The following is a 24,966-nucleotide window of genomic DNA, read 5'->3' as shown; positions in this document are numbered from 1 at the left end:
CCTGCCGCCGGGGAAGTGCGGCAGGGCGTTCGGCTGGGAGTCAGGCCCAGGGCGCTAGAAGAGTCCCGGGATCACCTCCTCCGTGGTGTCAGCGAAGGCACTTTCCTGCTCGGCGTAGTAGGCCTCCCACGCGGCGGTGTCCCAGATCTCGGCGCGGTTGCCCACACCGATCACGGTGAGCTCGCGGTCGAGGCCCGCGTAGGCGCGCAGGGCAGCGGGGATCGTGACTCGGTTCTGGCTGTCCGGCACCTCTGCCGTGGCTCCGGAGAGGAAGAGGCGCATGTAGTCGCGGGCCTGCTTGCCCGTGACGGGGGCCTGACGCATCTTGTCGGCGAGCTCCTCGAACTCACGCGTGCTGAAGACGTAGAGGCAACGCTCCTGGCCGCGAGCAAGCACTACGCCGTTCTCCAGCTCCTGGCGGAACTTGGCGGGAAGGATCACTCGACCCTTGTCGTCGAGCTTGGGCGCGTAGGTGCCAAGGAACATCTCGGCACCCCCTTCCACTCCGGCCCAGCTTCGGTATGCCCCACTTTACTCCACTCTCCCCCACTTAACAAGGAAACTGAGAAGGAAAGACGCACATTGCCGGCAAAGAGGCCCGAAATCACAGCGAAGTAGGGAGTGGAGGAGGGTGGAGGGAATATTCGCCATCCGGAGTCCGGAGGGGCACAAAAAAGGGCCGACCCGAAGGTCGACCCTGTTGTGGAGCGGAACTACTGCATCAGCGTTCGCCCTGTCGGCGCTCCCAGCGCTCGTTCATACGATCCATGAACCCTGCATGGGACTTGCCGCGAGATGGACCAGCGACGGGGCTAACGGGAGAATCCGATCGGCGGGGCGAGGAGATCGCGAGAAGCGCACCGCCGAAGACGACGATGAAGCCGAGAACGCCGACAAGCGGCTGCTTGATGACGACACCGACCACGATCGCTGCGACACCGGCGAGTGCGATGAGCACACCGCCCACGAGCAGGCGATAGTTCGGGGCGCCCCGGCGCTGACTCACCGTCGACACGAAGTCGGCGTCATTTTGATAGAGGCTGCGCTCCATCTCGTCGAGGAGACGCTGCTCACGTTCAGACAGCGGCATGGTGACTCCTCCCGGCGGATCCGTTGAACTGCCACCCCAAGTGTATGCCGCTCTCGCTGGCTAGGCTATACGCGTGACTGAGAGTACGCGGATAGTTGAGCAGGTTCAGGCAAACATCGACCGCACTCTCGAGGCCCAGGCGACACAACTGGCCGACGTCTCCCCCGACTTGAGTCCTTTTATCGACTGGTCACGTGAGCTGCTCTCGGGCGGCAAGCGCTTCCGCGCGCTGTTCTGCTACTGGGGGTGGCGTGCGGCGGGGGGTTCCCCGGACGGGCCGCTCGAAGCAATCGTGAATGCCGCCACGGCCCTCGAATTCTTCCACGCAGCAGCTCTCGTGCACGACGACATCATCGACAACTCCGACACTCGCCGCGGCATGCCGGCAGCCCACCGGCGCTTCGAACGCCTCCACCGGGAGACGGGATGGTCGGGCGACGCCGACTCCTTCGGGCGATCGAGCGCGATCCTCCTCGGCGACCTGCTCCTGGGCTGGAGCGACGAGATCCTTGATGCCGGCCTGCACTCGCTCGGCGATGCATCCGCTGCCCTCACCGCGCGTCGCGAGTTCAACCGCATGCGCACCGAGGTCACGGCTGGCCAGTATCTCGATGTGCTCGAGGAGCACTCGTGGCGGTCCTGGCCGGATGACTCACTACTCGAGCGCGCCCAGCGGGTGATCGTCTACAAGTCCGCCAAATACAGCGTCGAGGCCCCGCTCCTCATCGGGGCGGCCCTGAGCGGCGCGAGCATCGAGCAGTCGACGGCATTTCGGGACTTCGGGCTTCCCCTCGGCATCGCGTACCAGCTGAGGGACGACCTCCTCGGCGTCTATGGCGATCCGACTGAGACCGGCAAGCCCTCGGGTGATGACCTTCGCGAAGGCAAGCGCACGGTGCTCGTCGCGCAGGCGCGTCGACGGATGCCCGGGCCCTCGACCCGGCTGCTCGATGAACTCCTCGGCGACCCCGAACTGAGCGACGAGCAGGTCAGGACCCTCCAGTCGACCCTGTTGCAGAGTGGCGCCGTCGACGACGTGGAGCGGGCCATCCAGCGCAACGCAGACCGCGCCCGCGCAGCCCTCGATTCGGCGTCGATCAACCCCGAGGCCCGGGGACGGCTCATCGAGCTCGTCGAGAAGGTTACGCAGCGCGTCGTCTGAGGCGCGACGCCGGCAGCCAGCGCAGGGCGGCTTCAGGCGAGGGCCTGTGCGACCCGTCGAACCTCGGCCTTGCGTCCGGCCCGCAACGCCTCGATGGGCGAGGTGCCGAGGCTCTCCTCCGGTGAGAGCAGCCAGTCGAGCGCTTCGTCATCACTGAAACCCGCATCCGTCAAGACAATGAGCGTGCCCCGCAGTTCCGACAGGGGCTCCCCGTCACGGATGAACATTTCCGGCACCTGCCACACCCCATCGATGCGACGCGCGGCGAGGCTTCGGTCCTCGATGAGGCGGCGCACCTTGCTCACGCCTATCCCGAGTGTCTCCACAAGATCGGGGATGGTCAACCAACGGATGTCTGTGGCTTCAGTCACAACAAAATCCTGTCAGATATTGCCTCTGGGTTCCGCAACGCCTCGGCCACGAGTCGCGCCAGACAATGTTACGGATACGTAAACTTGAACCACATCAGCCTCATCAGTCACATTGGTTGACAGGACTATCCTTCTGTGTCAGTTTGGCTGTTACTGCGCAGCACTGAAGCACGAGACCCCCGGGGACAGCCATGACCACTCTCACTGACCGAGCCACCTCGCGCGGACTGTTCCGCGACCGCTCTCGCGCCGCACGCGCCTCGCTATCCACGGTGCCGATCGTCATCGCGTCCTCGCTCGCCATGAGCATGAACCTCACGGGCCCCGTCGTGGTCGACACGGAACGGACTACCGATCGCGACGACTCCGACTCGCGCTCCCACCTCAGGGAGAACGTGCGCGCGGCATTCGCCGGCGTGCACGCGAAGAGCGAAGCGACCGCGAGTGCTCCTGAGGGCGACTTCGCCTTCGCTTCAGCCCCCGCGACCTACACGGTCAAGGAGGGTGATTCGATCAGCGGTATCGCCGGTCGCTACGGTCTCTCCACCGCGACGGTGCTCGCCATGAATGGACTCGGGTGGAAGTCGATCATCCACCCCGGCCAGGTGCTCGTGCTGTCGAAGACCGCGGTCCCTGTGACTCCCACGCCCGCCGTCCGCAGCGCATCGGCCTACACGATCGCCGCAGGAGACACCATCAGTGGCATCGCCTCCAAGTTCGGAGTCAGCGCGAAGGCGGTGCTTGCCGCGAATGGCCTCAGCGCGCAGTCGATCATCTACCCGGGCCAGAAGCTGACCATCCCGAGCAGCAGCACCGTCGCATCCGCGGCTCCCACCGCTGCGGCCACCCATGCAGCAACGAGCCACACGGTCGTCTCCGGCGAGACCGCCACCTCAATCGCACAGCGCCACGGCGTGAGCCTCGGGGCGCTCCTCTCCGCCAACGGCCTGACCACATCGAGCACGATCTTCGCGGGCCAGAGCCTCGTGGTCCCCGGCGTGCAGCCCGCCGGTACCGTCCCGGCAGCGGCGGACGTCGTCGTGCCCATGACCCCGGAGATGGAGGGCCACGCGCGCACGATCGTCTCCGTCGGGCGCTCCCTCGGCGTCGACGACTACGGTCTCGTGATCGCGCTCGCGGCGGCGGCCCAGGAGTCCACGCTGCGCAACCTCGACTGGGGCGACCTCGACTCTGTCGGGCTCTTCCAGCAGCGCCCGAGCGCTGGCTGGGGAACCGTCGCACAGCTCACGACCCCCGACTACGCCGCCAGGCTGTTCTTCGGCGGTCCGAGTAACCCCAATGCCGGCGTGACCCGCGGCCTCCTCGACATCCCCGGCTGGCACGGAATGACCGTGACCCAGGCGGCGCAGGCCGTGCAGATCTCCGCGTTCCCCGACGCCTACGCCAAGTGGGAGACCTCGGCGCGGGCATGGCTCGCACAACTCAGCTGATACCCAGCCGTGATGGCCCCGGGTGTTTCGCACCCGGTCGACCGTGCATGCCAACTCTAGACTTGAGCGGTGAGCACTGTGAGTTCTGACCCGATGATTGGACGTCTGCTCGACGGCCGATACCAGGTGCGCTCACGCATCGCCCGCGGTGGCATGGCGACCGTCTACCTCGCGACCGACCTGAGGCTCGAACGGCGCGTCGCCATCAAGGTCATCCACCCACACCTGGCGGATGACTCGCAGTACCGCCTGCGATTCATCCAGGAGGCCAGGTCTGCCGCGAGGCTCGCCCACCCGAACGTCGTCAACGTCTACGACCAGGGTCAGGATGACGAGACCGCCTACCTCGTGATGGAGTACCTGCCCGGCATCACGCTGCGCGACCTCCTCAATGACCACCGCGTACTCACGACCGAACAGGCACTCGACATCATGGAGGCCGTGCTGAGCGGCCTCGCCGCGGCGCACCGGAGCGGGATCGTGCACCGTGACCTCAAGCCCGAGAACGTGCTCCTCGCCGACGACGGACGCATCAAGATCAGCGACTTCGGGCTCGCGCGCGCCGCATCCGCCGCCACTGCGACCGGCAACGCGCTGCTCGGAACCGTCGCCTACCTCTCCCCCGAACTCGTCACGCGCGGTGTCGCCGACACCCGAAGCGATATCTACGCGATCGGCATCATGCTCTACGAGATGCTCGCGGGCGAGCAGCCCTTCCAGGGCGAGCAACCCTTCCACGTCGCTCAGCAGCACGCGAATGACACCGTGCCGACTCCCAGCACACTCAACCCGCGAGTGCCCGCGGAACTCGACGAGCTCGTGCTCTGGGCGACCGCTCGCGACCCCGAACAGCGGCCCCGCGACGCCGGCATCATGCTGAGCCAGTTGCTCGAGACGCAGAGGATCCTCTCGGGACTGGGCAACGACGACACGACGCCCATGCAGCACACCATGGTGCTCCCCATGGCGGTTGGCGGCACCGACGCGACACAGGTCATCGCGCCCGTGCAGCCCATACGCCCAGACGCCGACCTCGGCCCGAACGTCGCCACGCTCACCGAGAAGAGCGCCAAGCGCAAGTCGCGCGGCGGTTGGCTCGTTGCGCTCGTGCTCCTGCTGGCGGGACTCGCGGCGGGAGCTGGCTGGTATTTCGGCGCAGGGCCGGGCGCGAGCGTGTCGGTTCCCGACGTCGCCGGACTCGAGCCGGCCGCCGCGGCTGAAGCGCTCGAGGCACAGAACCTCGTGGTCGCGGCTGAGAACGCGACGGCCCACAGCCCCACCGTTCCCGTTGACAGGATCATTGGCACCGACCCGCCCGTCGGCAGCGCTGTCGAGCATGGTTCGACGGTCACCCTCATCGTCTCGCTGGGACCGGAGATGCTCCCGATCCCCACCCTCGTTGGCTTGTCGGAGGCGGATGCCCTCACGGCGATCGCCGATGCGCGCTTCACAGCGGGAACATCGCGCTACGTCTTCCATGCCGACTCCGCAGCGGGCACCGTGCTCCAAGCGCTCGGCGCGGGAGACGTCGACCTGGTGCCGGGCGAGACCTATGGCGAGCAGCAGGAGATCACGCTGATCGTCTCGCGCGGCCCTATTCCGGATGTCTCCGGCCAGGCGGTCGAGGAGGCGAAGGCCCTCCTCGCAGAGGCTGGACTCACGGGCGTCGAGGCGGTCGAGGAGTACAACGACACGATCCCCGCCGGGCTCGTCATCCGCGCGCAGGCGCCGCAGGGCCAGGCAACAGTCCCGGAGGGCGGCGCTGTCGATCTGATCATCTCGAAGGGCATCGAGCAGGTCGCCGTGCCCGACGTGGAGGGCGATTTCTGGGCCGACGCGAAGGCAGCTCTTGAAGGGGCGGGGCTCACCGTTGACTTCGCCGACCTGCTCAGCGGCACGATTGCGAACTCGCCACTGGCCAACGTGGCTACCGTGACTGGCGCGAATCCCGCGGCCGGAAGCATGGTCGACAAGGGTTCCGCAGTCCAGCTCAAGCTACGAGTCCTGTAGGCAAGCCACAGCACCAAGAGTGACGGCGCTGAGTTCCCCGCGATAAGGAACACAGCGCCATCACTGATCAGCTGGAAAGATCAGCTGGCGCTGAGCTCCTCCGCGACGAGGAACGCAAGTTCGAGCGACTGCATGTGGTTGAGTCGCGGGTCGCACAGCGACTCGTAGCGCGTCGCAAGGGTCGCCTCGTCGATGAACTCAGAACCGCCCAGGCACTCGGTCACGTCGTCGCCCGTGAGCTCGATGTGGATACCGCCGGGGTGCGTGCCGGCGGCGCGATGTGCCTCGAAGAAGCCCTTGACCTCATCCATGACATCGTCGAAACGGCGGGTCTTGTAGCCGGTCGGCGTCGTGATCCCATTGCCGTGCATGGGGTCGGTGACCCAGAGCGGATTGGCATCCATGCCCTTGATCGCTTCGAGGAGTGGCGGCAGGGCGTCGCGGATCTTGCCAGCGCCCATGCGCGTGATGAAGGTGAGTCGCCCTGGCTCGCGCTCCGGGTCGAGCTTGTCGATGATCCTCTTCATCTCATCCGCAGTCACGCTCGGACCGAGCTTGATTCCGATCGGGTTGCGAAGGCGCGAGAAGAAGTCGATGTGGGCACCATCGAGGTCGCGAGTGCGCTCACCGATCCAGAGGAAGTGCGCCGAGGTGTTGTAGGGCGTGCCCGTGCGCGAATCGATGCGCGTCATGGGGCGCTCGTAGTCCATGAGGAGGCCCTCGTGGCTCGAGTAGAACTCGACGCGCTTGAGCTCCTCGAAGTCGGCACCCGCAGCCTCCATGAACCGGATGGCCTTGTCGATCTCGCGGGCGAGCGCCTCGTAGCGCTTGTTGGCCGGGTTCGAGGCGAAGCCGCGGTTCCAGCTGTGCACCTCGCGCAGGTCGGCGAAGCCACCCTGCGTGAATGCGCGGATGAGGTTCAGCGTCGACGCGGAGGTGTGGTACCCCTGCACGAGGCGGCGGGGATCCGCCTCCCGCGACTCAGGCGTGAAGTCGTAGCCGTTGACGATGTCCCCGCGGTAGGCCGGAAGCGTGACATCGCCGCGGGTCTCGGTGTCGCTCGAACGCGGCTTGGCGAACTGGCCCGCCATGCGCCCCATCTTGACGATCGGCATCGAGGCGCCATAAGTGAGCACGACCGCCATCTGGAGGATCGTCTTGACCCGGTTGCGGATCTGGTCGGCCGTGGCACCCGCGAAGGTCTCGGCGCAGTCACCACCCTGCAGCAGGAATGCCTTGCCCGCAGCGGCATCCGCCAGACGTGTGCGCAGCTGGTCGACCTCGCCAGCGAACACGAGCGGCGGCAGCGAGGCGATCTCGTCCGAGGCGGCGCCGACCGCGTCGGCATCGGGCCACTGCGGCTGCTGCTTGATGGGAAGCGTGCGCCAATAGTCGAGGCCTGTGAGCACTGAAGGATCTGCTTGCACGACGGGTTCTTCAGACGACTTGGCCACGGCTGGTTCCTATTCGGGTGAACAATGAAATGCCGGGCGTCCCTGCCCAGTTGCGGCAAGTTTACTGGACGTCGTGGGCGGCGCCGTGCACGTCAGCGACTGAGGGAGCCGCGCTTCTCCTTGACCGACGACGCGTACACGTCTGAATACTCCTGTTCGCCCAGGCGCATCAGTTCGTAGATGATCTCGTCGGTGATCGACCTCAGGATGAAGCGATCACCCTCCATGCCCTCGAAACGAGAGAAATCGAGAGGCTTGCCGATGATCACGCCGACCCGGCGCACCTTGGGGATTCTGGTGCCGATCGGCATGACCTTCTCGGTGTCGACCATGACGACGGGCACGACAGGCACTCCGCCCTCGAGGATCATGCGGGCGACGCCCGTGCGACCGCGATAGAGCTTGCCGTCAGGGCTGCGGGTGCCTTCGGGGTAGATGCCGAGCACCTCGCCCCTCGCCAGCACGCCGAGGCCAGTATTGAGGGATGCCTCGCTCGCCTTGCCGCCCGAGCGGTCGATGGGCAGCATCCCCGTTGCCGTCAGGAAGTTCTTGATCGCCCAGCCCTTGAGGCCCTTGGCGGTGTAGTAGTCACTCTTGGCGAGGAAGCTGATGCGCCGATCCATGACAAGCGGCAGGAAGACCGAGTCGATGACAGAAAGGTGATTGCTTGCGAGGATCACGCCGCCCGTCTTGGGGATGTTCTCGTGCCCAACCACCCACGGCCTGAACACGGTGCGCAGGATCGGGCCTGCGACCAGGTTCTTCATGAACCAATAGAACATCGAGACCTCTCTACTGCAGTGGCTCGAACACTCTAGCGCGAGCGGAAGTGCAGCCGGGCAAGGTCGGCCGCGCCCACGACGCCAGCATCGTTGACGAGCTGCGCCGTGACGAACCTCGGCTCGGGATGATAGCCGCGAGCAGGCAGATGCGCGAGGTACGTCTCGCGGATTGGCGCCAGCAGCAGCTCCCCCGCGGCAGCGACGCCGCCGCCGAAGACGAAGAGCCGCGGATCGAGCACGGCACCAAGCGACGCGCAGGCCTGGCCAAGCCAGCCGCCCAACTCCCGGAGCGCCTGCACGGCGCCGGGGTCATCGGCGGCGATCAGCTCGGCCACGTCCTCGCCGCGGAGTGTGCCATTGTGCTCGCGAATCTCGGCAAGGCGCAAGCCGATTCCGCCCACGTCGGCGATCTCATTCGCCATGCGCAGGAGCGCGCGCCCCGAACCGTATTGCTCGATGCATCCGCGGGCCCCGCAACCGCACGGGAGGCCACCGGGCACCACCCGCAGGTGGCCGAGCTCCGCGCCCGCCCCGAAACCGCCGCGCACCAGCTGTCCGCCCGCGACAACCGCTCCCCCGACACCCGTGCCGATCGTGAGCATCGTCATGTCGTCGACACCGCGACCCGCGCCGAAGCGAAACTCTGCCCATCCCGCGGCATTCGCGTCGTTGTCGATCGTGACGTCAAGGTCGAGCTCGGCCATGAGGCGGTCGCGGAACGGCTCGTTTCGCCAGTTGATGTTGGGCGCGTAATACACGGTCGACTGCTGCTCGTCGATGAAGCCCGCCGCCGCGACGCCGGCGGCCATGACGTCGTGGCCTTCCGAAAGGCGTGTGATCATGCCGACGACGACCTCGACGATCGCGGCGGGGCTGCCGGCTGGCGTCGGCGAGCGTTCGGAGCGCAGGATCGTGCCGTCTTCAGCGACGAGTGCTCCCGCGATCTTGGTGCCACCAATGTCAATTCCGACTGCGTGCATCGAGAATCCTCACTTTAAGGGCCGAGGGTGGACGACGCTCGCAGCCCACGGTGCGATGCGCGATAACAGTGTTCGCTGATGCGTTCTGTCCAGTGTAGAGATTCGACAACGGCATCGAGACTGGGAGCCCGCTGCGAGTAGGGTATATCGAATACCCGCACCCTCTGAGGTACCGAAGGAGTTGCCGTGAAAGAGTACAGCGTGCCCGCATTGGTTGAGGCAGATCCGAACGCGAACACCACCGACCTATTGGTTGAGCGGGTGAAGCAGACACCAGACAAAGCCCTCTTTGCCATTCCCCAGCCCGACGGCTCGTGGAAGGACATCTCGTCGCGCGAGTTCGAGCGCCAGGTGATCGCTCTCGCGAAGGGCTTCGTCGCGGCCGGCATCGAGCCGGGCGACCGCATCGCCCTGATGGCGAAGACCCGCTATGAGTGGAGCCTCATCGACTTCGCCGCCTGGTATGCGGGTGCGATGCTCGTGCCCATCTACGAGACCTCCGCGCCTGCGCAGATCCAGTGGTACCTCTCCGACTCGAACGCCGTCGCGTTCTTCGGTGAGACGCCAGACCACTTCGCACGCTTCGACGAGGTGCGCGCGGACCTCCCCCAGGTTCGCAGCGTGTGGCAGATCGACCTCGGCGACATCGACAAGCTCTCCGCCTCTGGCTCCGCCGTCACCGACGAGGAGATCGAGCGCCGCCGCTCGATCGCCAAGGCAGGCGACATCGCGACGATCATCTACACCTCAGGCACCACCGGCAAGCCCAAGGGCGTTCGGCTCAACCACGCGAACTTCTACGAGCTCGCGCGCAACAGCCGCCTCAACATGCCCGAGGTTATGCACGACAACTCGAGCACCGTGCTGTTCATCACCCTCGCCCACGTCTTCGCACGCTTCATCTCGGTGCTGAGCATCCACGGCGGTGTGAAGGTGGGCCACGAGCCAGACACCAAGAAGCTGCTGCAGGCGCTTGGAAGCTTCAAGCCGACCTTCCTCCTCGCGGTTCCCCGCGTCTTCGAGAAGGTCTACAACGCCTCCGAGCAGAAGGCTGAGGCAGGCGGCAAGGGCAAGATCTTCCACGCCGCCGCTGCAACGGCCATCGAGTACTCGAAGGCACTCGACACCGGTCGCATCCCGCTCGGGCTCAAGCTCAAGTTCAAGGTGCTCGACACGCTCGTGCTCTCGAAGCTGCGTGCGGCAATGGGTGGCCGCGTGGAGTACGCCGTCTCCGGCTCCGCTCCCCTTGGACTGCGGCTCGGGCACTTCTACCGCGCCCTCGGCCTCACGATCCTCGAGGGGTACGGCTTGACCGAGACGACCGCGCCCGTGACGGTCAACCTCGTCAAGAAGTTCAAGATCGGCACGGTCGGACCGGCCGTGCCCGGCAACTCCATCCGCATCAGTGATGACGGAGAGGTGCAGGCCAAGGGCGTCAGCGTGTTCCCCGGCTACTGGAACAACGACGCCGCGACGGCCGAGTCGTTCGACGGCGAATGGTTCAAGACCGGTGACATCGGCGAGATCGATGCCGACGGTTACCTCGTCATCACGGGCCGCAAGAAGGAGATCATCGTGACGGCCGGCGGCAAGAACGTCGCTCCCGCCGCGCTCGAAGACCCGATCCGGGCCAACCCGATCGTGGGCCAGGTCGTCGTGGTCGGCGACCAGAAGCCCTTCGTCTCGGCGCTCATCACGCTCGACGAGGAGATGCTCCCGGTCTGGCTCAACAACGCCGGTGAAGACGCCACGATGAACGCGGCGCAGGCGGCGAAGAACCCGAAGGTCATCGCCGAGGTCCAGGGTGCGATCGACGCGGCCAACGCGACCGTCTCGCGTGCCGAGTCCATCCGCAAGTTCACGATCCTCGATCGCGAGCTCACGGAGGCGAGCGGTCACCTCACGCCGAAGCTGTCGGTCAAGCGCGACCGCGTGATCGCCGACTTCGCCGATGTCATCGAGAGCATGTACAGCGGCACCCCCGCAACCGAGGGCATCTCGGTCAGCGGCTGATACACCTAGCAATACGAGGGGCCCGCATGCCTGGCATGCGGGCCCCTCGTCGCTTCGGAAGGCTCGTGGAGAGAGCGGATGTGCCCGCCTAGAACCAATCCGACTCGCGGATGGCGCGCATGGCCTCGCGCTTGGTGTCCTTATCGAGCCCGTCGATGTAGAGCTCGCCGTTCAGGTGATCGGTCTCGTGCTGCAGGGCCTGCGCCATCGTTCCCGTGCCGCTGAGCTCGACGGGCTTGCCTTCGAGGTCGACACCGCGCACCTTCGCGAAGGGGTAGCGACGGCGCTTGAAGTAGAGCCCCGGCACTGAGAGGCAGCCCTCGTCAACGAGCTCGGGTTCACCCGAGACCTCGAGCAGCTCGGGGTTGATGACGTAACCGATGCGTCCGTCGACGTTGTAGCTGAACACGCGCAGGTTCACGCCGATCTGCGGCGCGGCGACGCCCGCGCGCCCCGGAACCTTGACAGAGTCGATGAGGTCCTCCACGAGGCCGGTCACGTCGACGCCGGGGCCGACGGGGTCAGACACCGTCTTGAGCACGGGGTCTCCGAAGATCCTGATCTGTCGTACGGTCATGTGGTTCTCCAGGTGGGCGTCAGCTGCCGCGACGCACAGGAAGACCGTCCATGACGAGCGCGGCGAGCCGCCGGGCGGCGTCGCGGGTCAGGGGCTTGAGCGTTGCGTAGTCGATGACGGAGCCGGCAGCGAGCTGCGGGTCGTAGGGGATTCGGACGATCTCGCGGACGCGAGACTGGAAGTGGGACTCGATCTCGTCGAGCTTGATGAGGTTGGTGCCCTGGGTCGCCGTGTTGATGACGACAACCGCATTGCGCACGAGCTCGGAATAGCCGTTGGACTCGAGCCAGGTGAGCGTCTCGGATGCGAGGCGGGCCTCGTCGACGCTGCCACCCGAGACGATGACGATCGAGTCCGCGCGCTGGAGCGTCGCGCGCATGACGGAGTGGACGATGCCCGTGCCGCAGTCGGTCAGGGCGATCGAGTAGAACCTCGCTGCGAGATCGGCGACCACGTTGTAGTCGTTCTCGTCGAAGGCCTCTGAGAGCAGCGGATCGGTGTCGGAGGCGAGGATATCGAGCCGGGTGTCATCGCGCGAGACCATCATCGAGAAGTCGTTGAAGCTCGTGATCGACGCCGCCTGGGTGACGACATCGCGAACGGTCGACCTGGTCTGCTTGTTGATGCGTTCGGCGAGCGTTCCCCTGTCGGGGTTGGCATCGATCGCGATGATGCGATCCTCACGCACATCGGAGAGCGCCATGCCCAGCAGCGCCGTGACGGTCGTCTTGCCGACTCCGCCCTTGCGCGTGAGCACGGGCACGAAGCGCGTTCCGCCCTCGAACTGCTTGTCGATGCGCGCCTCGAGTTCCTTGCGCTGGCGTGCCTTCGGTGAATCGCCGAGGTTCACGAGGTGCAGTGTCGCGGTGTAGACGAACGACTGCCACGCACCCTCGGGTGCGGGCCGGCGGCGCTTCTTGACGTCGATGAGGCGATCGGCGGTCAGCATGCTTGCCGACTCAGGCGACATCGACACCTCCCCGCGGAGACGGTCGCGCCTGCTCTGGCTATCGGAGGACCGTTCCTCGCGCGCTGGCAGCGGCAGCACGTCCACGGCGTCGTCCACCCCATCGTCGTCGGCCGCTTCGAAGAGCCCCGGATCGACGCTGATCGAGAGGTTGCTCGCGTCCACGCCCGCTAGGAGCCCAGGACTCACCGGCTCGTCGGAGATCCTCACCGCCATCTCGTCTTCGGGAACCGTGCGCACCGGGGCCGGAAGGTCGACGCTCACCGTCAGGCTGGGCGGCACGTCGGCGGCGAGGTCCTCGCCGCCGTCTTCCAACAGCACGGTGTCTGCAAGATCAGACGCGCCCTCCTGTTCCCCAGCGAATTCGCGCCCACGGGTCGCGTCGTCAGCATCGCCTGATGCACCGCGCTTGACCGCCACAGAAGCATTCCTTTCGCCTGAGACCAACGATCGAGCCTACCAAAGGCTCAGTCGGCGACGATCTCGAGCAGCAGGTCACCGCCCTCCACGGGAGATGTGGCCTTGACGGCAAGCCGCTGCACGGTGCCCGAGATGCCGGCCGTGATCGACGCTTCCATCTTCATGGCCTCGATCGTGGCGACGGACTGGCCCGCCTGCACGGTTGCACCCTCCTCGATCTGGAGGGTGACCACGCCCGCGAAGGGCGCCGCGACATGCCCGGGCTTGGAGGCATCCGCCTTCTCGGTTGCGCGCGTCTCGACCTTGATGCTGCGGTCGCGGACGAAGACCGGGCGGAGCTGGCCGTTCATGGTCGCCATGACGGTGCGCATGCCCTTGTCGTCCGCGTCGCCGATCGCCTCAAGCCCGACATAGAGGCTCACGCCGCGTTCCATCTCGACGATGTGCTCCTCGCCTTGCCGGAGACCGTAGAGGTAGTCGACCGTGTCGACGATGGAGAGGTCACCGTACTGCTCGCGCACCTCCGCAAACTGCGCGGCGGGGGCCGGGAACAGCAGGCGGTTGAGTGCCTGGCGACGTTCCTCAGAAGAGCCCTCGAGTGCGGTTGAATCGTCCTCGGAAATATCGGTCAGGCCGACACGCACGGTGCGACCCTCGAGCACCCGGCTGCGGAAGGGCTCCGGCCATCCACCGGGCAGGTCGCCCAGTTCGCCGGCCATGAAGCCGATGACAGAGTCGGGGATGTCGTACTTCTGCGGGTTCGCCTCGAAGTCGGCGGGGTCTGCGTCGGCCGCGACCAAGGCGAGCGCAAGGTCTCCGACGACCTTTGACGAGGGCGTGACCTTGGGCGGACGCCCGAGCATGGCATTGGCCGCGGCGTAAGCGTCTTCGATGCGCTCGAACTGGTCGCCGAGGCCGAGTGCAATCGCCTGCTGGCGCAGGTTGCTGAGCTGGCCACCCGGAATCTCGTGGTGGTACACGCGGCCGGTCGGGCCGGCGAGGCCCGACTCGAAGGGCGCGTAGACCTCGCGCACCGCCTCCCAGTACGGCTCGAGATCCGAGACGTTCGAGAGCGAGAGGCCCGTATCGCGGTCCGTATGCGACAGTGCCGCGACGAGGGCCGACATCGAGGGCTGGCTCGTCGTGCCCGCCATGGGGGCGGATGCCACATCCACCGCATCTGCGCCGGCCCTCGCGGCTGCGAGCAGCGTTGCGAGCTGGCCGCCCGCCGTGTCGTGCGTGTGCACGTGCACGGGAAGGTCGAAGCGATCGCGAAGCGCCGTCACGAGAGTCTCGGCGGCACCCGCGCGAAGCAGCCCGGCCATGTCCTTGATCGCGAGGATGTGCGCGCCGGACTCGACGATCTGCTCAGCGAGGCGGAGGTAGTAGTCGAGCGTGTAGAGGTCTTCCGCCGGGTCGAGCAGATCGCCCGTGTAGCAGAGGGCGACCTCGGCGAGCGTCGTGCCCGTCTCGAGCACGGCGTCGATCGCCGGCCGCATCTGGGAGACGTCGTTGAGGGCGTCGAAGATGCGGAAGATGTCGACGCCGGTCGCGGCGGCCTCGCGCACGAAGGCATCCGTCACCTCAGTCGGGTAGGGCGTGTAGCCGACCGTGTTTCGCCCGCGCAGCAGCATCTGGATCGCAACGTTCGGCAGGGCCTCACGGAGGGCCTCCAGGCGCTCCCACGGGTCCTCGCCGAGGAAGCGGAGGGCCACGTCGTAGGTCGCGCCGCCCCAAGCCTCAACCGAGAGCAGCTCGGGTGTGAGGCGTGCCACGTGGGGGGCGACCGCCACGAGATCGCGCGTGCGCACGCGCGTCGCGAGCAGCGACTGGTGTGCGTCGCGGAAGGTCGTCTCGGTGACGGCAAGCGCCTTCTGCTCCCGCAGCGCGGTCGCGAACCCCTTCGGGCCGAGCTCGAGCAGTCGCTGGCGCGAACCCGCCGGCGGCTGCTGCGTGAGGTCGATGCTCGGAAGCTTGACAATGGGGGCGGATGCGACGGGGGCCGCTCCGTTCGGCTGGTTGACCGTGACATCCGCGAGCCAGTTGAGGATCTTGGTGCCGCGGTCGCGCGAGGGGTGGGCGTGCAGAAGGTGCGGGCGCGTATCGATGAACGCCGTGCTGATGTCGCCGGCGATGAACTCGGGGTCCTCCAGCACCGCCTGGATGAAGGGGATGTTGGTGGAGACACCACGGATGCGGAACTCCGCGAGACCGCGGCGCGCACGGCCTACCGCCGCCCCGAAGTCACGGCCGCGGCACGTCATCTTGACGAGCATGGAGTCGAAGTGGGGGCTGATCTCGGAGCCCGTCGCGACCGTGCCGCCGTCGAGGCGGATGCCGCCACCACCGGGCGAACGGTAGGTCGTGATCTTGCCCGTGTCGGGGCGGAAGCCCTGCGTCGGGTCCTCCGTCGTGATGCGGCACTGGAGCGCCGAACCGTGGAGTCGCAGCTCGCCCTGCGTGAGCTTCAGCTGCTCGAGGGTCTCCCCCGCGGCGATGCGCATCTGCGCCTGCACGAGGTCGACATCCGTGACCTCCTCGGTGACGGTGTGCTCAACCTGGATGCGCGGGTTCATCTCGATGAAGACGTGCTGGCCTGCGCGCTCCCCCTCGGTGTCGAGCAGGAACTCGACCGTGCCCGCGTTGACGTAGCCGATCGACTTCGCGAACGCGACCGCGTCGCGGTAGAGCGCCTGCCTCGTGGCCTCGTCAAGGTTGGGGGCCGGGGCGATCTCGACGACCTTCTGGTTGCGGCGCTGGATCGAGCAGTCACGCTCGAAGAGGTGCACCGTCTCACCCGTCGTGTCAGCCAGGATCTGCACCTCGATGTGGCGCGGCCGCAGCACGGCCTGCTCGACGAACATCGTGGGGTCGCCGAAGGCGCTGTCTGCCTCGCGCATCGCCTCTTCGAGCGCTGGCCGAAGCTCCTCGCGCGTGTTGACACGGCGCATGCCGCGGCCACCGCCACCCGCGACCGCCTTGGCGAAGACGGGGAAGCCGATCTCGTCAGCCGCAGCGACGAGCACATCGATGTCGGTCGTCGCAGGCGACGAGGCCAGCACAGGCACGCCAGCAGCGATCGCATACTCCTTGGCGGTGACCTTGTTGCCCGCCATCTCCAGCACGCTGTCGCCAGGGCCGATGAAGGTGATGCCCGCGGCCGCCGCCTCGCGCGCCAGCTCAGGGTTCTCGGAGAGGAAGCCGTAGCCCGGGTAGATCGCGTCGGCGCCACTCAGCTTCGCGACGCGAATGATCTCCGAGACATCGAGATAGGCGCGAACCGGATGCCCCTTCTCGCCGATCAGGTAGGCCTCGTCAGCCTTCTGCCGGTGAAGCGAGCCCCTGTCCTCGTAGGGGAAGACCGCGACCGTGCGCGCCCCCAACTCGTAGGCCGCTCTGAAGGCCCTGATAGCAATTTCGCCACGGTTGGCCACGAGAATCTTGGAGAACATCCTGCCCCTTTCGCCGCACCCGTGCGGCATTGCACCCGATCACGACCGAGCGCAGACACACGAAACATGCCGGAGCGTCGGTAGTGGATGCGTCCAGACTACTGAAGGTAGAGTCTGCTCTTGTGCATGTACTCAGCGTGAGCTCTCTCAAGGGAGGCGTCGGAAAGACCACTGTCACGCTTGGCCTCGCGTCTGCGGCATTCGCCAAGGGACTGCGCACCCTCGTCGTCGACCTCGACCCCCAGTCTGATGTCTCGACCGGCATGGACATCAACGTCGTCGGCCGCCTCAACATCGCCGATGTGCTCGCCTCCCCCAAGGAAAAGATCGTCAGGCAGGCGATCGCGCCGAGCGGCTGGACCAAGGGTCGCCCCGGCAAGATCGACGTCTTGATCGGCAGCCCCTCCGCCATCAACTTCGACGGGCCACACCCCAGCATCCGGGACATCTGGAAGCTCGAGGAGGCACTCGCAAACGTCGAGGACGACTACGACCTCGTGCTGATCGACTGCGCCCCCTCACTCAATGCCCTGACCAGGACGGCGTGGGCCGCGAGCGATCGCGTGGCCGTCGTGACGGAACCCGGCCTCTTCTCGGTCGCGGCCGCCGACAGGGCGCTCCGCGCCATCGAGGAGATTCGACGCGGCCTGAGCCCCCGGCTGCAGCCGCTCGGCATCATCGTCAACCGCGCCCGCGTGCAGTCGCTGGAGCACCAGTTCCGCATCAAGGAGCTGCGGGACATGTTCGGTCCCCTCGTGCTGAGCCCCCAGCTGCCAGAGCGCACCTCGTTGCAGCAGGCCCAGGGAGCCGCCAAGCCGCTCCACATGTGGCCCGGCGAGAGCGCGCAGGAGATGGCGCGGAACTTCGACCAACTGCTTGAGCGCATCATGCGCACCGCCGGCCTGGTCTGACTCGCGGCGGGGTTTCGATACGGCCCTGGTCCCCTCCCGCGCAGGCTCGGTCGACGCGGTTCGCGCAATCGCTGGCGCGATTGCCAGCAAGCGAACCGCGCTACTTCACCTGCGGCTTGCGTAGCGTCAGGAGGCTTTGGTGGCGCGGCGCGCCGCGAGCTCGTCCATCGCCTCCGGCTTGTCGGTCTCGAGCTCCACGAGGCTCGTCTCGACCTCGCGCAGCACCTTGCCGACGGCGATGCCGAAGACGCCCTGGCCGCGGTTCACGAGGTCGATGACCTCGTCGTTCGAGGTGCAGAGATACACGCTCGCACCGTCGCTCATGAGGGTCGTCTGGGCGAGGTCGTTGACCCCGGCCTCGCGCAGCTGGTTGACCGCCGTGCGGATCTGCTGGAGCGAGATGCCCGTGTCAAGGAGTCGCTTGACGAGCTTGAGCACGAGGATGTCGCGGAAACCGTAGAGACGCTGTGATCCCGAGCCGGCGGCGCCACGAACGGTCGGCTGCACGAGCTCGGTGCGGGCCCAGTAGTCGAGCTGGCGGTAGCTGATACCGGCGGCGCGAGCCGCAACGGCACCGCGATAGCCGGAGGCGTCGTCGAGGTCGGGGAGACCATCGGTGAAGAGGAGCCCGAGGTCGTAGCGAGACTCTTCGTTCCGATTGCTGAGTTCGCTCATCTCGCTGTGCCTTCCACGGTGGGTCTTGGATGCTTCATGCCGCCGTGACGGCGGCGGATGAACTTTCAACGTGAGGTTGAAGTTCATCTTGCACCAACGCTACGAGCACTCAGGGTGATTGCTCGGCATTGAGCCGTGTCACCCGCGGCGTGTCGCCGCGGAGGCGGATGCGCTGCCCCCAGCTTACGGGTCGAGACGCGAAAGCGCACCGCGAATGAGGCTGCTGCGCACGACCTCGAGCTGTCCCGCGATCTCGCGAGCGAGTTCGCTCGCTTTCGCCCGACTGGAGGCATCTTTGCGTCGCGACACAGGCATGAGCGCACTCTCGATGAGGCCCAGCTCACGCTCTGCGGCGGCGCGGAACCCCCTGAGGTGGCGCGGCTCGATGCCAGAACGCTTGAGTTCCACGAGTGCCGTGAGCACTCGGAGCGCATCTTCCCCGTAGACGTCTGCCGCGACGATGAGTGACGACGACACGGCGTCGGAGAGCAGCTGGGGTGTTGCGCCGGCCTCGCGGATGATCTCCTCACGGCTGAAGCGACGCTCGGTCGAGAGCATGGAGGGTGCCGAACTGCCCGGCACGCCCGGAAGTTCGGGCTGGCGCCCCGCGTCGAGGTCGTCGAGGTAACCCTTGATGACCTTGAGCGGCAGGTAGTGGTCGCGCTGCATCGTCAGCACGAGGCGAAGACGCTCGACGTCGTCGTGCGAGAACTTGCGGTAGCCCGATTCGGTGCGGGCTGGCGAGACGAGTCGCCGCTCCTCGAGGAAGCGCAGCTTCGACGGCGTGAGGTCGGGAAACTCTGAGGTCAGGCGGGCCAGGACCTGCCCGATGCTGAGGAGCGGGGCGGAGGAACCGGTGAGCGCCCCCTGCGCCTCGGGAAGGACCTTGACCTGGGCCGCGGCCCGGGCCACTAGCTCCCCGCCCGCGACGCGAGGTCGACGCGCGAGGCGTAGAAGGTGAGCCGGAACTTGCCGATCTGGACCTCCGAGCCATCCGTCAGCACGGCGGAATCGACACGCACCCCGTCGAAATAGGTGCCGTTGAGCGAGCCCAGGTCACGGATCTCGAACGAGGTGCCCGTGCGCACGAACTGTGAATGCTTGCGCGACACCGTGACGTCGTCGAGGAAGATGTCGGCATCCGGATGACGACCGACGGTCGTGAGGTCGGAGTCGAGCAGGAAGCGGGCGCCGATGTTGGGGCCGCGCCTGACGATCAGGAGCGCGGAGCGCGACGGGAGCGCACCGACTGCCTCGAGTTCCTCCGGCGTGACATCCCCGCTCAGGGCAGCCAGCTGGGACTCGAACTCGGGTCCGAAGTGCGCGGTCGTGTCGACCGTACTGGCGTCACGCTGTTGCGGCGTGACGGCCACCGTGTCACTCGAGACAGGCTCGGGCCGCACCTCGGGCGAGGGAGCGGGACGACCGGCCTTCGGGTCATGCGGCGACGACGTCGAATCGACCATGTGAACCTCCCTAGCTCGTTAGCGTCCCAGCGTATCGGATTCCGGCAACTCGTCGGGAGTCGAATTTGCCGCAAGCCGGGCGGCCTGCCGGGCGTAGATGACGGCCGCCCACCAGTAGATGAACGCGCCCCACAGCCCGAACGCCCAGCCGAGCGGGTCAGCGATGGGTGCGGCCACTGGGATCGCCTGCCCCAGCATCAGGAGGGGGAAGGCGTAGAGCAGGCAGAACGTGGCGAGCTTGCCCATGTGATGCACGGGCAGTGGCCCATAGCCGTGGTTGGCGAGCACGACGCCCACCGCCAGCAGGAAGACGTCGCGAGCCACGACGACGGCGACGAGCCACCACGGCAGCACGTCCCTGAGCGCGAGCCCGAGGAGCGCGGCGAAGATGAAGAGCCGATCGGCCGCCGGATCGAGGATCTGGCCCAGCTTCGTCATCTGGTTGAAGCGGCGCGCGATGACGCCGTCGAGGTAGTCGGTGATGCTCGAGATCGCCAGGACGATGAGTGCCGCGACGTCGTCACCGCGGGCGACGAACACGAGAAAGACCGGCACCATGAGCAGGCGCAGCATGCTCAGCACATTGGGGACCGTGAACACGCGACCCGAGACGGAACCGCTCGACACATCCTCCACAGCCCCGAGTCTATCGAGTGCGGGCGGCATGGGCAGGGCGGGCGCGCGCGGGGCGACGGATGCCACGGCACGCCAGCGAACAGCCGGGGACGCTCAGGCCCCCGGAGTACCCTCGAGGGCATGTCGTGCATCCGTTTCAACACTCCAGCCCAGCGTGAGGCGATGCGAGACCTCGCCCCCGCCATGCTCACCGCTGAAGAGGCGGCCCGACTGCACCCCGCTCCCCCGGTGACGGCGAGCAAGCTTCGCCGCCTGCGGCTGCTTGCGAAGGACCCGAACCCGCGCATCCGCGAGAGCGCCGCAAGCAACTACAACACCCCGGAAGACGTGCTCGCCGAGCTCGCGCGCGACCCCGACGAGAGGGTGCGCGAGAGCGTCGCCCGCAATGAGCGTGCATCATGCGACGTGCTGCGCAGCATGGCGGGGGACCCCTCCGAACAGGTGCGCGGATGGCTCGCCGTCAACTACCACGTACCCGCCGACGTCATGCACCGACTCTCAGCCGATCCCAGCGACACGGTGCGCAAGCTCGTGCGCTGGAAGGGCTCCCTCGTCGACGCCTGAGCGCGGCCGCCAGCAGACGAGTGCCATCGAGACGCAAGTGGTTCGGGATCGCGAGGATCATCGCCGCGATCACGGCCGTCGTCGCGCTCATCGGTGACGTGAACTTCACGATCGGCACGAGCCCCTTCGCGATCGGCAACTTCTTCAGCTACTTCACGGTGCAGAGCATGATGCTCGCCGTCATCGTGTTCGTGATCGGGGCGCTCATCGCGCTCAGGCAGCCCAGGGATCCCGTGTGGCTCGACCAGGTGCGCGCGCTCGTGACGACCTACGTGACGGTCTCGGGGATCGTCTTCAGCGTGCTGCTGGTCGAGGGCACGACGCGGGGGGTTCCCGTCTGGGCGCCGTGGTCGAGCCAGATCCTGCACTTCGTGCTGCCCGCCTATGCCCTGCTCGACTGGTGGCTCGCTCCCGGCAGGGAGGTGCCGTGGAAGACCCTCGGGATCGTCATGCTCTTTCCCGCCGCGTGGGTCGTCTACACGATGATCCGCGGGCTACAGGTCTACTGGTATCCCTACTTCTTCCTCGACCCGGCCCTCGTCGAGATCCCGTTCGAGCTCGCGCTCTACCTGCTCGCGATCGTCGCGGTGTTCTCGCTCATCGTCGCGCTGCTGATTGCGCTCAGCCGTCGACACCATCCGAGGGGGCCGGTGACACGAGCGACGGGTCGAGGAACGGTTCGAGACTCGCGAGCGCTGCGTCGAGGAACTCCTGGTCGGAGTACTCAGCGAGGCGAGCCACGGCCTCACCACCCGTGAGGCCCACGAGGATCGGCTCCCCTGTCGAGGGCAGGAGGTTGACCCAGAGTGGGAAGTCGGAATCGCCGTCGACGACGCTCCAGCACGTGGCATCCGTCGACCAGAAGGGCGCATCGAAGCGGATGACGACCCGCTCGTGCATGCCCATGCCGAGCGCGCTGATGGCGCCGCGGTGCTCGAAGGGAAGCGGCGGCTCGAACTCGATCGCGCCAGCCTTGAGCACACCGAGCGGAACCGTGACGACCACGCGGTCAGCCGAGTAGGACTCGCCGCGCGCAAGCCGAAGACTCACGCCCCGATCGGTCGTCGTGATGTGCGAGACGGTGCTCGAGGGCAGGATGTCAATGCCCTCCAGTTCGCCCGCGACCAAGTCGTCGAAGGCCCCGACGACCAGGGCATCGCCCTCGCGCAGCGCGAGTACCGGTTCGGAATACCACGACGACAGCTCGTCGGCGTCGGCGCTCGATGCGAGCATCACATTGGAAAGGACATAGTTCTCGAGCAGGTCGGCATCGGAGACGCCCTCAGGCGAGGTCGCCTGGCTCACATCGCCCTCCCCCGACTCCACGATCGCATCGGCGATCGAAAGGTCTGAGAGCTGGCCGGCGGCCCATTCGCGCGCCGACTCGACCGCGTCGGCCGGCCCCTCAGAGGGCTCGACAACCGCGCCCGCCCGCGTGCGCCGCTCGGTCGTCGCCGCGATCGGCACCGTCTCGATTCCGGCATCCACGAGCGACATCCACACGGAGTTCGATCGCGGGTCATGCACGAGCGACGCGCCCAACTCGACGGGGAACGGCCACGCGTCACCCGCGACAGAGCGGATGCGACCGCCCGCACGCTCGCGGCCCTCGATGACCACGACGTCGAAGCCTGCATCCGCCAGGACCCTCGCGGCGGTGGCCCCCGCAAGGCCCGCGCCCACGACCGCGACGCGCTCGCCAGGTTCAGCCCGCAGGAGCACGTCACTTGCCGCCCGACGGCCCGAGGCGCGCGCGCCCTGCACCGTGCCGGCCCCGACGGCAGCCGTGTGCTCACCTGCGAAGAAGATGCGGCCATCGACGGGTTCGCAGAGCGTGGCACGCTGTTCGGGAGTCGCGCCGACCGGGATGTAGCTCACGGCACCCAAGGTGAAGGGGTCGTCGGCCCAGTTGCTGCGCTCGAAGGCGCTCGGCTGCGGGATGTTCGACCGGGTCGGCGGCACGCTCGGTGTCGGCTGCGGCTCTGCCTCGGTGCAGGCCGCGACGGCGAGCATGGTCAGCCCGGAGACCGAGCCGACGATGAAGGATCGCCGCGTGATTGACATCGTGGGTCACTGTATCGCCGGAGTACGGGAAGCTCCAGCGAGGCACGCGGCTACGCTGGCATTGTGGAGGCAACGAGTGCGCGCGTCGACAGCTGGCTGTGGGCCATCCGCGTCTACAAGACCCGATCGGCTGCGACATCCGCGTGCCGTGCCGGCCATGTGAGGGTCGGCGGCGAACGGGTCAAAGCGGCCCAGGCCGTACGCATCGGTGATGAGGTGCGCGTGCGCATCGCCGGCTTCGACCGCACCTTCATCGTGCGCAGGCTCCTCACGAAGCGCGTCGGGGCCCCCGAGGCGGCCACCGCCTACGACGAGACAACCCCGCCTCCCCCGCCGAGGGAGGAACGACCGCTGGCCCCGGTGCGCGACCGCGGAGCCGGGCGCCCCACCAAGAGGGAGCGCCGCGAACTCGAGCGACTGCGCGGCCGGGGCCAGGATCAGCGCGAGGACGAGGGCTAGCCGGGAGCGACCGGCGTGCGCTCCGGGAAGACGTGCGGGTGGTTGCCCGCGATCGTCTCGAGCACACGGATGACCTGGCGGCTGTAGCCGAACTCGTTGTCGTACCAGACGTAGAGCACGAGGTTCTTGCCCGTGCTGAGCGTCGCGAGGCCGTCGACGATGCCGGCGCGGCTCGTGCCGACGAAGTCGGAGGAGACGATCTCGGCCGACTCGACGTAGTCGATCTGCTGGCGGAGCACCGAGTTGAGGGCGAGGTCGCGGATGTAGTCGTTGACCTCCTCGCGCGGCGCTTCCCGGTCGAGGGTGAGGTTGAGGATCGCGAGCGACACGTTGGGGGTAGGAACGCGGATCGCGTTGCCCGTGAGCTTGCCCGCGAGCTCGGGGAGGGCCTTCGCGACGGCCTTCGCCGCACCGGTCTCAGTGATGACCATGTTGAGCGCGGCCGAACGGCCACGACGGTCGCCCTTGTGGAAGTTGTCGATCAGGTTCTGGTCGTTCGTGAAGGAGTGCACCGTCTCGACGTGGCCGTGCACGATGCCGTAGGCGTCGTTGACGGCCTTGAGCACGGGGGTGATGGCGTTGGTCGTGCAGGATGCCGCCGAGAGGATGAGGTCGTCGTCCGTGATGGTGTCGTGGTTGATGCCGTGCACGATGTTCTTGATCTCGCCCTTGCCGGGCGCCGTGAGCAGCACGCGCGAGGCGCCGGGGCTCTTGAGGTGCTCCGAGAGGCCTTCTGAGTCGCGCCAGCGGCCCGTGTTGTCGACGATGACCGCGTTCTTGATGCCGTGGGCCGTGTAGTCGACCTCGGCCGGGCTGTTTGAGTAGATGAACTGGATCAGGGTGCCGTTGGCGAGGAGCGTGTTGTTCTCCTCGTCCACCTCGATCGTTCCCTCGAATGGGCCGTGCACCGAGTCGCGTCGCAGGAGGCTCGCGCGCTTGATGAGGTCGTTCTCCGAGCCCTTGCGCACGACGACCGCGCGGAGCCGCAGGCCGGTCGAGCCGCCGCCCTGGTGGGCGATCAGGATGCGGGCCAGCAGGCGGCCGATCCGGCCGAAGCCGTAGAGCACGACGTCGACGGGTTCGGCATCCTCGTCGGCGCTGTGGCCGACGACGGCCGCGAGTTCACGGCGGAGGAACTCGGTGAGGTCGCCGCCTTCATGCTGGTGGCGCAGGAGCAGGCTCGCGACGTCGATAGAGGCGGGACCGAGGTCGAGGGTCGTGAGCGCCTCGATGATGGGGAGGGTCTCCGTGACGGAGAACTCAGTGCCCTGGCGGGTGAGGTTGTGCGCCTTGAGCACGCCGATCGCAGACTTGTTGATGAGGCGGCGACCGTGGATCGAGGTCACGACGCCGTTCTCCCGATAGAGCCGTCCGACGAGGGGGATGATTGCCTCGGCGACCGTCTCGCGGTCGCTCCAACTGTGCAGGTACTGGTCGGACGAGTGGCCCATGGGGATCCTTT

General features: G+C 67.1%; 22 protein-coding genes and 1 pseudogene. 8 read left to right on the top strand and 15 right to left on the bottom strand.

Annotated elements, in window-relative coordinates:
- Positions 1-54: 54 nt before the first annotated feature.
- Positions 55-486 carry a division/cell wall cluster transcriptional repressor MraZ gene (mraZ, locus tag FVA74_RS05625; RefSeq protein ID WP_147721084.1) on the bottom strand — a complete coding sequence of 144 codons (432 nt, stop codon included), beginning with the start codon at positions 484-486 and terminating at the stop codon, positions 55-57.
- A 235-nt stretch (positions 487-721) separates the two neighbouring features.
- A complete protein-coding gene (locus FVA74_RS05620; protein ID WP_147721082.1) occupies positions 722-1,090 on the bottom strand; it encodes a DUF3040 domain-containing protein in 369 nt (122 codons plus the stop codon).
- Positions 1,091-1,163: 73 nt separating this feature from the next.
- Here FVA74_RS05620 and FVA74_RS05615 point away from each other — a divergent pair, with 73 nt between their 5' ends.
- A complete protein-coding gene (locus FVA74_RS05615; RefSeq protein WP_147721080.1) occupies positions 1,164-2,252 on the top strand; it encodes a polyprenyl synthetase family protein in 1,089 nt (362 codons plus the stop codon).
- Positions 2,253-2,284: 32 nt separating this feature from the next.
- Here the strand turns inward: FVA74_RS05615 and FVA74_RS05610 are convergent, their stop codons facing one another.
- Positions 2,285-2,623, bottom strand: coding sequence for an Rv2175c family DNA-binding protein (locus tag FVA74_RS05610; protein ID WP_147721078.1), 339 nt, complete (start codon positions 2,621-2,623; stop codon positions 2,285-2,287).
- A gap of 191 nt (positions 2,624-2,814) precedes the next feature.
- Here FVA74_RS05610 and FVA74_RS05605 point away from each other — a divergent pair, with 191 nt between their 5' ends.
- Both FVA74_RS05605 and pknB read left to right on the top strand, forming a co-directional pair.
- Entirely contained in the window at positions 2,815-4,074 is a 1,260-nt protein-coding gene (locus tag FVA74_RS05605; protein ID WP_240792324.1) for a LysM peptidoglycan-binding domain-containing protein, read from the top strand.
- 69 nt (positions 4,075-4,143) lie between these two features.
- Positions 4,144-6,084 (top strand): Stk1 family PASTA domain-containing Ser/Thr kinase, encoded by a 1,941-nt coding sequence (gene pknB / locus FVA74_RS05600; protein WP_147721076.1) that lies wholly within the window; start codon positions 4,144-4,146, stop codon positions 6,082-6,084.
- Positions 6,085-6,164: 80 nt separating this feature from the next.
- On the opposite strand, the gene FVA74_RS05595 is transcribed toward pknB, so the two are convergent.
- The 3 genes from FVA74_RS05595 to FVA74_RS05585 form a co-directional block, all read right to left on the bottom strand.
- Positions 6,165-7,493 carry a class II 3-deoxy-7-phosphoheptulonate synthase gene (locus FVA74_RS05595; RefSeq protein WP_147723085.1) on the bottom strand — a complete coding sequence of 443 codons (1,329 nt, stop codon included), beginning with the start codon at positions 7,491-7,493 and terminating at the stop codon, positions 6,165-6,167.
- A 137-nt stretch (positions 7,494-7,630) separates the two neighbouring features.
- On the bottom strand, positions 7,631-8,320 hold the full coding sequence (locus tag FVA74_RS05590) for a 1-acyl-sn-glycerol-3-phosphate acyltransferase (RefSeq protein WP_147721074.1): 690 nt from the start codon (positions 8,318-8,320) through the stop codon (positions 7,631-7,633).
- Positions 8,321-8,352: 32 nt separating this feature from the next.
- Positions 8,353-9,300 carry an ROK family glucokinase gene (locus tag FVA74_RS05585; protein ID WP_147721072.1) on the bottom strand — a complete coding sequence of 316 codons (948 nt, stop codon included), beginning with the start codon at positions 9,298-9,300 and terminating at the stop codon, positions 8,353-8,355.
- Positions 9,301-9,486: 186 nt separating this feature from the next.
- Here FVA74_RS05585 and FVA74_RS05580 point away from each other — a divergent pair, with 186 nt between their 5' ends.
- Positions 9,487-11,313: a long-chain fatty acid--CoA ligase gene (locus FVA74_RS05580; RefSeq protein WP_147721070.1), complete on the top strand. Its 1,827-nt coding sequence runs from the start codon at positions 9,487-9,489 to the stop codon at positions 11,311-11,313.
- 88 nt (positions 11,314-11,401) lie between these two features.
- On the opposite strand, the gene FVA74_RS05575 is transcribed toward FVA74_RS05580, so the two are convergent.
- Genes FVA74_RS05575 through FVA74_RS05565 form a run of 3 tightly spaced genes read right to left on the bottom strand, consistent with a single transcriptional unit; the run spans position 11,402 to position 16,729 of the window.
- Positions 11,402-11,890, bottom strand: a complete 489-nt coding sequence (locus tag FVA74_RS05575) for a peptide deformylase (RefSeq protein WP_147721068.1) — start codon at positions 11,888-11,890, stop codon at positions 11,402-11,404.
- A 19-nt stretch (positions 11,891-11,909) separates the two neighbouring features.
- On the bottom strand, positions 11,910-13,277 hold the full coding sequence (locus FVA74_RS05570; protein ID WP_370454526.1) for an AAA family ATPase: 1,368 nt from the start codon (positions 13,275-13,277) through the stop codon (positions 11,910-11,912).
- 47 nt (positions 13,278-13,324) lie between these two features.
- A complete protein-coding gene (locus FVA74_RS05565; RefSeq protein WP_147721066.1) occupies positions 13,325-16,729 on the bottom strand; it encodes a pyruvate carboxylase in 3,405 nt (1,134 codons plus the stop codon).
- Between the two features lie 122 nt (positions 16,730-16,851).
- Here FVA74_RS05565 and FVA74_RS05560 point away from each other — a divergent pair, with 122 nt between their 5' ends.
- Positions 16,852-17,640, top strand: coding sequence for a ParA family protein (locus FVA74_RS05560; protein WP_147721064.1), 789 nt, complete (start codon positions 16,852-16,854; stop codon positions 17,638-17,640).
- A 126-nt stretch (positions 17,641-17,766) separates the two neighbouring features.
- Here FVA74_RS05560 and FVA74_RS05555 read toward each other — a convergent pair whose 3' ends face one another.
- The 4 genes from FVA74_RS05555 to FVA74_RS05540 form a co-directional block, all read right to left on the bottom strand.
- Positions 17,767-18,315, bottom strand: coding sequence for a MerR family transcriptional regulator (locus FVA74_RS05555; protein WP_147721062.1), 549 nt, complete (start codon positions 18,313-18,315; stop codon positions 17,767-17,769).
- 183 nt (positions 18,316-18,498) lie between these two features.
- Positions 18,499-19,146 carry a MerR family transcriptional regulator gene (locus FVA74_RS05550; RefSeq protein WP_240792345.1) on the bottom strand — a complete coding sequence of 216 codons (648 nt, stop codon included), beginning with the start codon at positions 19,144-19,146 and terminating at the stop codon, positions 18,499-18,501.
- Positions 19,147-19,226: 80 nt separating this feature from the next.
- Complete coding sequence (locus FVA74_RS05545; protein ID WP_147721058.1) at positions 19,227-19,781, bottom strand: FHA domain-containing protein; 555 nt, start codon at positions 19,779-19,781, stop codon at positions 19,227-19,229.
- A gap of 18 nt (positions 19,782-19,799) precedes the next feature.
- Positions 19,800-20,483 (bottom strand): CDP-alcohol phosphatidyltransferase family protein, encoded by a 684-nt coding sequence (locus FVA74_RS05540; RefSeq protein ID WP_240792323.1) that lies wholly within the window; start codon positions 20,481-20,483, stop codon positions 19,800-19,802.
- Between the two features lie 54 nt (positions 20,484-20,537).
- Between FVA74_RS05540 and FVA74_RS05535 the strand changes: the two genes are divergently transcribed.
- Complete coding sequence (locus FVA74_RS05535; protein WP_147721056.1) at positions 20,538-20,981, top strand: HEAT repeat domain-containing protein; 444 nt, start codon at positions 20,538-20,540, stop codon at positions 20,979-20,981.
- Positions 20,867-21,550: pseudogene (locus tag FVA74_RS13890) on the top strand (Pr6Pr family membrane protein); the annotation flags it as partial. The gene FVA74_RS05535 and the pseudogene FVA74_RS13890, both read left to right, overlap by 115 nt.
- Positions 21,551-21,602: 52 nt before the next feature.
- On the opposite strand, the gene FVA74_RS05530 reads toward FVA74_RS13890, so the two are convergent.
- Positions 21,603-23,045 carry an FAD-dependent oxidoreductase gene (locus tag FVA74_RS05530; protein ID WP_147721054.1) on the bottom strand — a complete coding sequence of 481 codons (1,443 nt, stop codon included), beginning with the start codon at positions 23,043-23,045 and terminating at the stop codon, positions 21,603-21,605.
- A 63-nt stretch (positions 23,046-23,108) separates the two neighbouring features.
- Here FVA74_RS05530 and FVA74_RS05525 point away from each other — a divergent pair, with 63 nt between their 5' ends.
- On the top strand, positions 23,109-23,504 hold the full coding sequence (locus tag FVA74_RS05525; protein WP_147721052.1) for an RNA-binding S4 domain-containing protein: 396 nt from the start codon (positions 23,109-23,111) through the stop codon (positions 23,502-23,504).
- On the opposite strand, the gene FVA74_RS05520 is transcribed toward FVA74_RS05525, so the two are convergent.
- Positions 23,501-24,955, bottom strand: a complete 1,455-nt coding sequence (locus FVA74_RS05520) for a glyceraldehyde-3-phosphate dehydrogenase (RefSeq protein WP_147721050.1) — start codon at positions 24,953-24,955, stop codon at positions 23,501-23,503. The genes FVA74_RS05525 and FVA74_RS05520 overlap by 4 nt on opposite strands.
- Positions 24,956-24,966 lie beyond the last annotated feature (11 nt).

The sequence above is a fragment of the Salinibacterium sp. dk2585 genome (assembly GCF_008001035.1).
Lineage (GTDB): Bacteria > Actinomycetota > Actinomycetes > Actinomycetales > Microbacteriaceae > Homoserinimonas.
This window is presented reverse-complemented; position numbering and strand designations above follow the sequence as displayed.

Bases quoted from the DNA above. Each gene is read 5' to 3' on its own strand.
- mraZ (WP_147721084.1), bottom strand. From the start codon at position 486: ATGTTCCTTGGCACCTACGCGCCCAAGCTCGACGACAAGGGTCGAGTG.
- FVA74_RS05575 (WP_147721068.1), bottom strand. From the start codon at position 11,890: ATGACCGTACGACAGATCAGGATCTTCGGAGACCCCGTGCTCAAGACG.
- FVA74_RS05590 (WP_147721074.1), bottom strand. From the start codon at position 8,320: ATGTTCTATTGGTTCATGAAGAACCTGGTCGCAGGCCCGATCCTGCGC.
- FVA74_RS05605 (WP_240792324.1), top strand. From the start codon at position 2,815: ATGACCACTCTCACTGACCGAGCCACCTCGCGCGGACTGTTCCGCGAC.
- FVA74_RS05620 (WP_147721082.1), bottom strand. From the start codon at position 1,090: ATGCCGCTGTCTGAACGTGAGCAGCGTCTCCTCGACGAGATGGAGCGC.
- FVA74_RS05530 (WP_147721054.1), bottom strand. From the start codon at position 23,045: ATGTCAATCACGCGGCGATCCTTCATCGTCGGCTCGGTCTCCGGGCTG.
- FVA74_RS05555 (WP_147721062.1), bottom strand. From the start codon at position 18,315: ATGAGCGAACTCAGCAATCGGAACGAAGAGTCTCGCTACGACCTCGGG.
- FVA74_RS05520 (WP_147721050.1), bottom strand. From the start codon at position 24,955: ATGGGCCACTCGTCCGACCAGTACCTGCACAGTTGGAGCGACCGCGAG.
- FVA74_RS05585 (WP_147721072.1), bottom strand. From the start codon at position 9,300: ATGCACGCAGTCGGAATTGACATTGGTGGCACCAAGATCGCGGGAGCA.
- FVA74_RS05535 (WP_147721056.1), top strand. From the start codon at position 20,538: ATGTCGTGCATCCGTTTCAACACTCCAGCCCAGCGTGAGGCGATGCGA.
- FVA74_RS05565 (WP_147721066.1), bottom strand. From the start codon at position 16,729: ATGTTCTCCAAGATTCTCGTGGCCAACCGTGGCGAAATTGCTATCAGG.
- FVA74_RS05545 (WP_147721058.1), bottom strand. From the start codon at position 19,781: ATGGTCGATTCGACGTCGTCGCCGCATGACCCGAAGGCCGGTCGTCCC.